This is a genomic window from Bartonella sp. AD13SXNS, from assembly GCF_042196465.1.
Taxonomy (GTDB): Bacteria; Pseudomonadota; Alphaproteobacteria; order Rhizobiales; family Rhizobiaceae; genus Bartonella.
Genome location: NZ_JBHIQI010000015.1, coordinates 23,271 through 31,865, shown reverse-complemented (window position 1 = coordinate 31,865; position 8,595 = coordinate 23,271). Strand labels below are relative to the sequence as shown.

General features: G+C 37.2%; 17 protein-coding genes. 10 read left to right on the top strand and 7 right to left on the bottom strand.

Going from position 1 to position 8,595, the window contains the following annotated elements:
- Nucleotides 1-83: 83 nt before the first annotated feature.
- From ACFIMQ_RS08165 to ACFIMQ_RS08150, 4 genes are all read right to left on the bottom strand, one after another.
- Nucleotides 84-401: a hypothetical protein gene (locus ACFIMQ_RS08165; protein WP_375639942.1), complete on the bottom strand. Its 318-nt coding sequence runs from the start codon at nt 399-401 to the stop codon at nt 84-86.
- 12 nt (nt 402-413) lie between these two features.
- Nucleotides 414-1,145, bottom strand: coding sequence for a Rha family transcriptional regulator (locus ACFIMQ_RS08160; RefSeq protein ID WP_375703788.1), 732 nt, complete (start codon nt 1,143-1,145; stop codon nt 414-416).
- Between the two features lie 64 nt (nt 1,146-1,209).
- Nucleotides 1,210-1,584, bottom strand: coding sequence for a hypothetical protein (locus ACFIMQ_RS08155; RefSeq protein WP_375703787.1), 375 nt, complete (start codon nt 1,582-1,584; stop codon nt 1,210-1,212).
- 273 nt (nt 1,585-1,857) lie between these two features.
- Entirely contained in the window at nt 1,858-2,211 is a 354-nt protein-coding gene (locus ACFIMQ_RS08150) for a helix-turn-helix domain-containing protein (RefSeq protein ID WP_375615508.1), read from the bottom strand.
- An 87-nt stretch (nt 2,212-2,298) separates the two neighbouring features.
- On the opposite strand from ACFIMQ_RS08150, the gene ACFIMQ_RS08145 reads away from it, so the two are divergent.
- From ACFIMQ_RS08145 to ACFIMQ_RS08120, 6 genes are all read left to right on the top strand, one after another.
- Nucleotides 2,299-2,565, top strand: coding sequence for a helix-turn-helix domain-containing protein (locus ACFIMQ_RS08145; RefSeq protein ID WP_375616863.1), 267 nt, complete (start codon nt 2,299-2,301; stop codon nt 2,563-2,565).
- A 102-nt stretch (nt 2,566-2,667) separates the two neighbouring features.
- Nucleotides 2,668-2,931 carry a hypothetical protein gene (locus tag ACFIMQ_RS08140; protein ID WP_375703786.1) on the top strand — a complete coding sequence of 88 codons (264 nt, stop codon included), beginning with the start codon at nt 2,668-2,670 and terminating at the stop codon, nt 2,929-2,931.
- A gap of 102 nt (nt 2,932-3,033) precedes the next feature.
- Nucleotides 3,034-3,510, top strand: coding sequence for a crossover junction endodeoxyribonuclease RuvC (locus tag ACFIMQ_RS08135; protein ID WP_375703785.1), 477 nt, complete (start codon nt 3,034-3,036; stop codon nt 3,508-3,510).
- Complete coding sequence (locus ACFIMQ_RS08130; protein ID WP_375703784.1) at nt 3,503-4,681, top strand: YdaU family protein; 1,179 nt, start codon at nt 3,503-3,505, stop codon at nt 4,679-4,681. Before ACFIMQ_RS08135 ends, ACFIMQ_RS08130 begins: the two co-directional genes overlap by 8 nt.
- On the top strand, nt 4,596-5,051 hold the full coding sequence (locus ACFIMQ_RS08125) for a hypothetical protein (RefSeq protein ID WP_375703783.1): 456 nt from the start codon (nt 4,596-4,598) through the stop codon (nt 5,049-5,051). Before ACFIMQ_RS08130 ends, ACFIMQ_RS08125 begins: the two co-directional genes overlap by 86 nt.
- Before the next feature lie 182 nt (nt 5,052-5,233).
- On the top strand, nt 5,234-5,560 hold the full coding sequence (locus ACFIMQ_RS08120) for a hypothetical protein (protein WP_375608737.1): 327 nt from the start codon (nt 5,234-5,236) through the stop codon (nt 5,558-5,560).
- Nucleotides 5,561-5,583: 23 nt separating this feature from the next.
- On the opposite strand, the gene ACFIMQ_RS08115 is transcribed toward ACFIMQ_RS08120, so the two are convergent.
- Together ACFIMQ_RS08115 and ACFIMQ_RS08110 are read right to left on the bottom strand one after the other, a co-directional pair.
- Nucleotides 5,584-5,889 carry a BrnA antitoxin family protein gene (locus ACFIMQ_RS08115; protein WP_273756873.1) on the bottom strand — a complete coding sequence of 102 codons (306 nt, stop codon included), beginning with the start codon at nt 5,887-5,889 and terminating at the stop codon, nt 5,584-5,586.
- A complete protein-coding gene (locus tag ACFIMQ_RS08110; RefSeq protein ID WP_006925654.1) occupies nt 5,867-6,166 on the bottom strand; it encodes a BrnT family toxin in 300 nt (99 codons plus the stop codon). The genes ACFIMQ_RS08115 and ACFIMQ_RS08110 overlap by 23 nt, the downstream gene beginning before the upstream one ends.
- A 194-nt stretch (nt 6,167-6,360) precedes the next feature.
- Here ACFIMQ_RS08110 and ssb point away from each other — a divergent pair, with 194 nt between their 5' ends.
- The 4 genes from ssb to ACFIMQ_RS08090 are packed head-to-tail and all read left to right on the top strand — an operon-like array spanning nt 6,361 to nt 7,990.
- Nucleotides 6,361-6,804, top strand: a complete 444-nt coding sequence (gene ssb, locus ACFIMQ_RS08105; RefSeq protein WP_375616858.1) for a single-stranded DNA-binding protein — start codon at nt 6,361-6,363, stop codon at nt 6,802-6,804.
- 52 nt (nt 6,805-6,856) lie between these two features.
- Nucleotides 6,857-7,357: a hypothetical protein gene (locus tag ACFIMQ_RS08100; protein ID WP_375703782.1), complete on the top strand. Its 501-nt coding sequence runs from the start codon at nt 6,857-6,859 to the stop codon at nt 7,355-7,357.
- A gap of 52 nt (nt 7,358-7,409) precedes the next feature.
- Nucleotides 7,410-7,667 carry an AbrB/MazE/SpoVT family DNA-binding domain-containing protein gene (locus ACFIMQ_RS08095; protein ID WP_100131165.1) on the top strand — a complete coding sequence of 86 codons (258 nt, stop codon included), beginning with the start codon at nt 7,410-7,412 and terminating at the stop codon, nt 7,665-7,667.
- Nucleotides 7,664-7,990, top strand: a complete 327-nt coding sequence (locus ACFIMQ_RS08090) for a type II toxin-antitoxin system PemK/MazF family toxin (protein ID WP_007346765.1) — start codon at nt 7,664-7,666, stop codon at nt 7,988-7,990. Before ACFIMQ_RS08095 ends, ACFIMQ_RS08090 begins: the two co-directional genes overlap by 4 nt.
- Nucleotides 7,991-8,273: 283 nt before the next feature.
- On the opposite strand, the gene ACFIMQ_RS08085 is transcribed toward ACFIMQ_RS08090, so the two are convergent.
- Nucleotides 8,274-8,570, bottom strand: a complete 297-nt coding sequence (locus ACFIMQ_RS08085) for a hypothetical protein (protein ID WP_375703781.1) — start codon at nt 8,568-8,570, stop codon at nt 8,274-8,276.
- Nucleotides 8,571-8,595 lie beyond the last annotated feature (25 nt).

Sequence of the window (8,595 nt, the reverse complement as noted above, 5' to 3'; positions counted from 1 at the left end):
TTTTTTACTTTTATCGGTTCTTGCATCATAAAATTCTTTTATTTCATCAGTAAGTTCGTATTTCTTTTCCATGATTTTTGCCCCTACCTTAAGATAGCATCACTTCCATAAAATGCTGTTTTGCCAGCTACTATGGCATTACCACCAACTTTTGCGTTATTATAGACTTCGGCATCTTCATAAACCTTAGCGTTTTCATAGACATATGCATTTTCATAAACCCACGCCTCATCACCAACCCAACAATTGTCATCATGGCTAAGATTTCTTTCACTCTCTACAAAGCCACCAAGATCACCTTTTTTAACATCTCCAAAGTCTTTTAATGCACGGATACGGTAAAGCGTTATTCTATCAACTTTAATTGTCTCATCAGTCAGTTTGTATTTCTTTTTTATCATAATAACCTCCTCTTAATGCATGCTTTGTCTTTTAAGCTCTTGAGACAGCACACCAATTCCTTTTGCTGTGATTTTTGCGCAAGGAATGACTTTTTCTATTCCACTTGCGGTTTGAAGTGTGATAGTTGGACAATCCATAAGTTTCTTTTGGATTTTGTCTTGATACGGTAGCAAATTTCCACCTACTGCTCGTCTGTAAACCCAACCTTTTTGCTGTAAGAAGAGAATGAATTGTTTTGGTTGCATCTCAAGTATTTTAGCGGTTTCTGTAAGACTAAACAGTCCGTCATGACGTTGTAAGCTTTCAAGAGCCATGGCTTTTGGTGTTAAATCTTCAATGATGGTGTCTTTTTGATCTATTTGACCTTGTAGGTAATTCAAAAAGCCAATCATAGCCTTTGGACTTGAATAGTCGATTTGTGGTGTTACTGCTTGCTTTTCCAATTCTTGCCAACGATCAATTATTTTTGCTCGTAAGGCAGTGCTGTAACCAGAAACTAAAATGAGGCATTCACGTTTGGGGAGATTATAACAAGGGCGGCTTTCACCTTTGCTATCAAGATAATAACCACTAAAATCAACCACCCCAAATTTGGGGGCGTTAAGTTCTTCAAGCATTTTCTTGATATCACGCATAACATGGTCATGTCTTTTACTGCACAATTCTGCAATTTCACGACTAGACATGGTTGGAATTGTTTCGTGTTTGATTGTATTGTGCTGGATAGCAATAGGCTTTTCCATTACGAACCTCATATTGATGGGATTGATGAATGAAAGGGGGCGCTTTTAAATGCGCCCTCAGAATTTAAAGCACATCACAAAGACGTAATTTATTTTGCTCTTCATAGGTCCCGTAGACCTCATCATTATATTTGTCGTCTGCGATCTCGTCTAAAAGTTCATTGTAAGCATCACTTTCGCGTATAAAGTAATGAACCTCACTATCCTCATGGAGATGTTCAATATTTTCTTTTACATATGCTTCTGCAATTTCTTCAGAGATATCTTCACAATTATTCTCAGAAGGATTTATACGAAAGATTTGGATTGCATCATCTACCTCATCAACAATGCTTAGAATTTGGCTTGCATCAAGTGGTCCAGACTCTGCAATATGTTGATCTTTATCGTAGGCAACTAATAAAATTTCATTGGAATTAATAAGAATTGGCTTATCCATAATTTCTCCTCCCTAACACCTCTTGGCGATTGTTTGTGCGTGGTTTATGGAATATATATAATACGCATAATGCATACTTGTCAACAATAAAATATGCGTTATGTGTATTTTATTTTTAACGGTATAAAAATCTTGTAAGAAGATTTTTTCTAAATGACGATTCTCATGAAAGGGGAAGGTGAATGGTTATGAAAATAATAAAAAGTGATATAGAACTAGATAACAAAATAATGCATCTGGTTTCTACATTTAGTAATGAAAGAAAAAAAGCTTTTATTTTTTTTCTTCTGCATGCAGGCGATTTAAAAGGTGAAGAATTGTTTCTTTATCTGGTTGAGTTGTTTTTTGCAGTAGATTAATAATTTGCTCATCAACAGTTTTTTTTGTCGCAGGAATTGGAAAGGAGGGGCCTTCTCCCTCTCCAGTTAATAACCATCCTTCACTAATTCTAAATGCTTTTGCATATTTCGCAGATGCCCGCGATATTCCTCTTAATCCTTGTTCGTGCTGTATATAGCTAGAGTAGTTCCAGCCAAAATATCTAGCTGCTTCTTTAGCACTTCTAAAACCACGCGCTAAACGCGCTTTTATTAATCTAGCAGATTGGTCTATCGTGTTACTAAGCATTTTTATCTCCTTAATATATTCATATTGCATATAATTGGTATGCATTTCGACTTGACTTTTAAGTACTCATAATGCATATTATTTTTTATGGGAAAAATAGCAGTAAAACAGTTACGTAAAAATCTGAATTTAACTCTGAAAGAAATGGCAGAACGGTTAGGCGTCAACAAGTCAACAGTATGGCGTTGGGAAAAATATGGTGTTCCTTCAAGAGGAGCCGTTGCATATCTTCTCGAAGCGTTATGGAATGAACAATCTCCTCCAACGCCTGCTTTTGTCAAGGGTTCCACTGTTTGCATGAAGCCATGTGAACAAAATGAAATGTTGCAATCTCAATATGAAGAAAGAAAATAAAAATGGACAGTTTGGCAGCGATGATTGTGTTTTTTATAGTCAATGTAATCACGATTTTTTGTTTTTATGTCTCTCATAAAAAAAATGCAAAGCTCTACAAAGGTGTTGCAAAGTTCATATTATACTTTTTACATTTTAGAAGATTTTACAAAAGAAATGCATTTTCCAGATGGCAGCACAATTGTTTTTAGCGATTCTGATTGGGATTTTTCTCTTGATGAAAATGATAATTTAATAGCTAAAAGTGCTTTAGGACCTTCATTGTCCATAAAGGCATATAGTAACGCATATGGTTTCAAAAAACGTTTCATAGATAGTTTACAGAAATACAATCGATCTACACATTTAGTTAGTGCAGCCAGATGAGGCATGCTGTGTGTGTCTGAATTGAGTGAGTTCGTTTTTTAAAACTTATGATTACGCGCTCTGTCATAGCACACATATAAATACGCAACAGCAGGGGGGATTATGATCACTAATGCACAAACCATTCTTTGTCTTGATCTAGGTACTAAGACAGGCTGGGCGCTTCGTGATGCAGATGGTTTTATCACAAGTGATACAGAACATTTTCAATCACGCCGTTTTGAAGGCGGTGGCATGCGTTACTTGCGCTTTAAGAAATGGCTTACTGAATTAAAGAGGTCTGTTGATGAAATTGATGCGGTGTATTTTGAAGAGGTACGCCGGCATGTGGGTACAGACGCTTCTCATGTTTATGGGGGCTTTCTAGCAACATTAACGGCGTGGTGTGAACATCATCAGATACCGTATGAAGGCATTCCCGTTGGTACCATTAAGAAAGCAATGACAGGAAAAGGAAATGCCTCAAAAGAAGAAATGATTAAGGCAATGCGTGCAAAAGGTCACGCGCCTTGTGATGATAATGAAGCAGATGCTTTGGCAATTTTATATTTAATGAAAGAAGGGGATGCGCATGTCTAATGGTATGCCATGGATAAGATTCCATTTGTATGACTGGATAAGTGGTACAGATGGAATGACGTTAGAGCAAAGGGGCGCTTATATGACGCTTCTCGTTCGCATGTACGATAAAAAAGCACCAATTAAAGAAGATTTTGAAACGCTTGCACGTGCTTGCAATTGTTCGCAGAAAAAATTTGCAACTCTTGTCGAATACTTAATGAGGAATGATAAACTTGTTGAGACAGATAATGGATTGTGGAATACACGCGTTGAAGAAGAGCTGAACGATTTTGCTGATAAAAAAGAGCATATATCACAAGTTCGTAGTGAAGCTGGTAAAAAAGGTGCACAAGCAAAAAACAATATAAAACAACATGTTAATAATTTTGCTGAAGCAAATGACAAGCAAAACGTTTTTTTTGCTGAAGCAAACGACAAGCAAAATGATTTTTTTGCTGAAGCAAAAGATAAGCAAAATCTAGCTATAAAGAACCAGAATAAGAATAATATATATAAAAAAAATAAAACTATCGTTTTATCAAAAAAAGAAATTGATTTTGAAAATTTAGAAATCACTGATTTGGTTCAAGAGCCAATCGAGGTTGATGCTGTTGAGAGCCAATCAGAGCAAAACGAAACGATAGCAGATAACCAACCTCCCATTCACGAGCAGACAAGCATTCCGAAAAAAGCTAAGCGGTCAAAAGCTAATCGAGGCTGTCGATTGCCTGAAGACTTTGAACCCGATTACGATTTTGCCATTGCAGAGGGCTTGCCTCCAGAGCGTGTGAAAGTCGAAATCGCGAAGTTTCGAGATTACTGGCGTTCAAAAGCCGGAGCCAATGCAACCAAAATCGATTGGCAAGCAACATGGCGTAACTGGGTGCGCAAAGCGGTTGATGATTTAGAAAAAACAAAAAACACAAACAACAGTGGTGGAAGCAATGGAAATTTTTCAAAAGAACAAAAAACTTGTGGTGGTACCGGAGAAACAATCCGTAACCTTATCCGTAGAGCAGGATTTAGTGAATCCGCTTCAAAACAGTGCAGATCAGATGGCGCAATGCGTAACAAGGGATTATCCTTGGACCTTGATCAGTGGCATGGAATTGACACCAGCCCTAGAGGAACAAGCTTTAGAAGCTTATCAGACAGTTCAAAACTTACTTTCCTTGAAAGCGTCTGTTGAAGATATTGCAGAGGCTCTTGATGTGCTTGAAGGCGGTTTGACAATGCAAAAAGTTTCAAATCCAGAAGCACGTGCAAAGGCTTATATCGCGGCTCTTAACGGCATCTCACTCTGGTCTTTGTTGCAAGCTGTTAAAAATCTGATCCGTGGAGAAGCCAAAGGTCTATCAACAACCTTTGTCCCCTCTTGTGCTGATCTGGCACGGTATTGCAACGCTTTAGAAAGCAGGCTTTATGGGGCTGCTGAGAAGGTTTTTATCGCTGTTGAAAATACGCGTAACCTAGCTTTAGGGGGGAAGCGCATTTCGTTCATGAGAATAGGCAAGCCTAGTGAGGTGTGTCATGACAGTGGCAGTTCCAAAGCAGCCTAAAACAGCAAACTAGTGAAAAGTGCTGATGGTTTTGTGATTAGATATGCGTTTAAATCGTCAAAAAGGTACCGTACAGAGCGATTTAAAGATTTTATGATGAAAACCACATCTGTAATATAAAACGCTCTGTACGGTCAAATTTAAGGTAAATTAACCTATTGGTAAAATTATGGACTAAAAACATGGAAATTTTAAAACAACTGTTCTTAACAAATCATAAACAGCCTATGCAAAAAAAGTGGGTTGCAACGGCTGTTGGGTATGTTCCTTGGGGAGATGGAGCAGAGGAGTATTTTTACAACCTCTACGAATATGAAGACGGTACAAGAGAGTGTGAAAAGTTTGACGGTGGTCAGTATTACACCGTACCAGAAAAGGCAGATTTTAGTACCAAAGCGCAAGTAAAAGCATGGGTTTATGGTGGTGCTATTCCGAAAAGCGTTCTCAATTACGAACCTCTTATAGATGAGATCAATAAAGAGATCAAAAAATTATCGAAAGCAGTTTGATACTCTTTGTAGCAGGAAAGAGATCAACGCATTGAACGAAGCATGGCGTCACGTAAAATTGCGTTAATCCGTGTTTGATATCCTTTCCCTTGACTTTTAAGCCACGCTAGAACGTCTGAATCCACACGTACTGTTGTGACAGTTTTGGTTGGTTTATAGAATGGATTGCGAACGGCGTTTTTCCAGAATGCATCATTGAGTGACGGAATATCACTATGATCAATTGCACTGTCCGGCATTGCAGCCAGCTTATCAACTTCAACTCTCTGTTTATCTGTCAAAGGTGATAAGTTACCTACATCAATTTCATAAAGAACTTTCTTCTTCATAACGTTTCCTTTCTTTCGAGTTAGCTCGCCGCGCTGAAATAATACGGATTACTTCTATACCATCTTTATCATCATGGACAGTATGCGCCACGAGCAGCAGTAAAAAACCATCCACAAGACCCAAAGTTTGCCAACGATATTCTCCGTTTTCAATACGGTCTTGTTTAACCATGGCGAACGGGTCTGCAAAAACACGAGCAGCAATTTCAAAACTGACACGGTGCTTTCTAAGATTACTTTTTGCTTTAGTTTCATCCCATTCAAATCTTATTTTCATATCTTATGTTAATACATTTATGTATGTATTTCAAGAGTTTTAAATGAACACTGAAGTATTTATGTTTTTTTGCATATTAAATATAATTTTATATGTTAAAAAACAATAATATCATTTTGAAATAATTGAAAAAATAAGCAAATCATGCTAAGATTTTCTATGTATTAAAGTACAAGTTTAAGGTAAGAAAAAACATGCTAAATAAAGTGACGTTAATCGGGCGTTTAGGTGCTGATCCCGAAAGCAAAACAATGAATTCTGGAACAGAAGTAGTCAATTTTAGTATAGCGACTTCTGAGAGCTATACAGATAAAAAAAACAATCAAAAAGTAGAAAAAACAGAATGGCATTCAGTTGTGGTTTTTAATCCACATTTGGCAAAAATTGCACTTCAATATCTCAACAAAGGTTCAAAAGTTTACGTAGAAGGAAAATTACAAACACGCAAATGGCAAGATAAAAATGGTATTGACCGTTACACAACAGAGATTGTTTTACCGCAATTCAAAGGCGAGTTGTATTTGCTTGATGCAAAGAAAGAGCAGTCTACCCCTTCTTCCGTTACTTCTCAAAATTATGCTATCGCTTCAGGTGCTAAAGATTATAGCGCATCTCTTAATGATAGCATGCCATTTTGATTAAAAAATAGAGCAAAGAGAAACATGTGGGCTCCCACAGATTAGGGGATGTATGAAAAAGAAAGATGCTTATATTTCACAAATGAAAGTACGTCAAGATCCTGTTAATCAATTGGCAATTGAAATGCGTGCTAAACGCTTTGGTTTGACGATTGAAGAGGCTAAAAATCCGCTTGCTGGTACTTATGTTGGGCGGCTTTGTTTGCAAGGTGTGCTTACTCAAGATCAGTATGATGCTGCGCAAAAATATCTTGAAGTGAGAAATGACTATTCGTGTGCAAAAGGTTTGCCAAGCGCTGTTTATGATGAAATGCCATCATCTTCTGATGATAAAGCAAGAGAGAAGTGGGTTGAACGTGCAACAGAACAGTTTTGTAACATGCAAGAGGTAATCAAACAAACACAATGCCTCTATAAACAGTATAATCTTTATGCGGCTATACAATATCTTGTTGTAGAAGATCAAATATTACCACATCTTGTAAATTCATTGCAGATTACTCTTAGTGCGCTTCATAGACATTTTACGCAAAAGCGCAAAAAAGACTATTGAATAGTAGGCTTTAGAGTGTTATATTTTTATATAATACTGAAGGGAGCGTTTTATGCACACAACAAAATTACGTAAAGTTGGGGGATCAGTGATGCTCTCCATCCCACCTGCATTGCTTGATGTTCTTCACTTGACTGAAAATACCGAAGTTGGTTTGGCTATTGATAATGGCCGTCTTGTCGTGGGACCATCAGTCCAGCCGCGATACACGATGGCTGAGTTATTAGCTGCCTCCGATTATTCGCAACCACAATCACCTGAAGACCGTGAGTGGGTTGATTCCTCTGCTGTAGGGGGCGAGCTTATATGAGGCGTGGTGATATCTATATGGTAGATTTGGAACCAATCCAAGGACGAGAGCAGCGTGGGTACCGTCCTGTCGTCATTGTTTCTCCTGATGATTTTAATCAAGCAACAGGTTTACCAGTTATTTTGCCGATCACAAGCGGTGGAAATTTTGTTCGCCGTATTGGATTTGCAGTGCCGCTTACGGGTACAAGAACGAGGGGTGTTATTCGTTGCGATCAGCCTCGTGTTCTCGATTTGGTGGTGCGCAATGGGCGTAAAGTAGAAAGTTTGCCAACAGCTATTATGAATGAAGTATTAGCGAAGGTTGTCACGATCTTTAGTTGATCAATTATATGTAGAATCCAGTCTTCCAGATAAGATATTACCACATCTTGTAAGTTCATTACGGATTGTTCTGAATGCTCTACAGAAATATTTTGACAAAAAACTAAATGGTAGATGTTTTATGTTGTTTCTTTCGCTTTGACGTGAAATGTTTTTCTGTGCAATTCGTTGTAAAAGACTAAGAAAATGATTTACTTTATTGTACGCAAAAACGGCTTTTTTGTTATATAAAGATAAGAAAGATATGAATTGACTTTATGATTTTTAGTGTTTTTACTACTTTTCACTTATAGCGATTACAATCAACATCTTTAAATTTATCATAACCATAGAACTGTTCATGTTGCTGTTTTAATATTTTACATAGATTGTATCGATTAATATCAAATTTCTCGAGTACTTCATTTGGAAGATCATATAAATTTTGAGGACCAACATCAAACATATCTACTGCATCAGCTAAGTTATTTGGAATGCGGTTCTCATCTGCATCTGATTTTCGTCCACAGGAAGAAAGAAAAATCCCACTGATTACTATGACGAATAAGTAACTTATTTTTTTTACTGATAAATAATTCATTATTTCTTTTATGGTTGGAGTTTAA

What these genes read in the sequence shown, in the direction of transcription:
- ACFIMQ_RS08165 (WP_375639942.1), bottom strand. Translation starts at nt 401, where the DNA reads ATGATAAAAAAGAAATACAAACTGACTGATGAGACAATTAAAGTTGAT.
- ACFIMQ_RS08160 (WP_375703788.1), bottom strand. Translation starts at nt 1,145, where the DNA reads ATGGAAAAGCCTATTGCTATCCAGCACAATACAATCAAACACGAAACA.
- ACFIMQ_RS08135 (WP_375703785.1), top strand. Translation starts at nt 3,034, where the DNA reads ATGATCACTAATGCACAAACCATTCTTTGTCTTGATCTAGGTACTAAG.
- ACFIMQ_RS08100 (WP_375703782.1), top strand. Translation starts at nt 6,857, where the DNA reads ATGAAAAAGAAAGATGCTTATATTTCACAAATGAAAGTACGTCAAGAT.
- ACFIMQ_RS08155 (WP_375703787.1), bottom strand. Translation starts at nt 1,584, where the DNA reads ATGGATAAGCCAATTCTTATTAATTCCAATGAAATTTTATTAGTTGCC.
- ACFIMQ_RS08110 (WP_006925654.1), bottom strand. Translation starts at nt 6,166, where the DNA reads ATGAAAATAAGATTTGAATGGGATGAAACTAAAGCAAAAAGTAATCTT.
- ssb (WP_375616858.1), top strand. Translation starts at nt 6,361, where the DNA reads ATGCTAAATAAAGTGACGTTAATCGGGCGTTTAGGTGCTGATCCCGAA.
- ACFIMQ_RS08130 (WP_375703784.1), top strand. Translation starts at nt 3,503, where the DNA reads ATGTCTAATGGTATGCCATGGATAAGATTCCATTTGTATGACTGGATA.
- ACFIMQ_RS08090 (WP_007346765.1), top strand. Translation starts at nt 7,664, where the DNA reads ATGAGGCGTGGTGATATCTATATGGTAGATTTGGAACCAATCCAAGGA.
- ACFIMQ_RS08085 (WP_375703781.1), bottom strand. Translation starts at nt 8,570, where the DNA reads ATGAATTATTTATCAGTAAAAAAAATAAGTTACTTATTCGTCATAGTA.
- ACFIMQ_RS08125 (WP_375703783.1), top strand. Translation starts at nt 4,596, where the DNA reads ATGGAATTGACACCAGCCCTAGAGGAACAAGCTTTAGAAGCTTATCAG.
- ACFIMQ_RS08115 (WP_273756873.1), bottom strand. Translation starts at nt 5,889, where the DNA reads ATGAAGAAGAAAGTTCTTTATGAAATTGATGTAGGTAACTTATCACCT.
- ACFIMQ_RS08145 (WP_375616863.1), top strand. Translation starts at nt 2,299, where the DNA reads ATGGGAAAAATAGCAGTAAAACAGTTACGTAAAAATCTGAATTTAACT.
- ACFIMQ_RS08095 (WP_100131165.1), top strand. Translation starts at nt 7,410, where the DNA reads ATGCACACAACAAAATTACGTAAAGTTGGGGGATCAGTGATGCTCTCC.
- ACFIMQ_RS08150 (WP_375615508.1), bottom strand. Translation starts at nt 2,211, where the DNA reads ATGCTTAGTAACACGATAGACCAATCTGCTAGATTAATAAAAGCGCGT.
- ACFIMQ_RS08120 (WP_375608737.1), top strand. Translation starts at nt 5,234, where the DNA reads ATGGAAATTTTAAAACAACTGTTCTTAACAAATCATAAACAGCCTATG.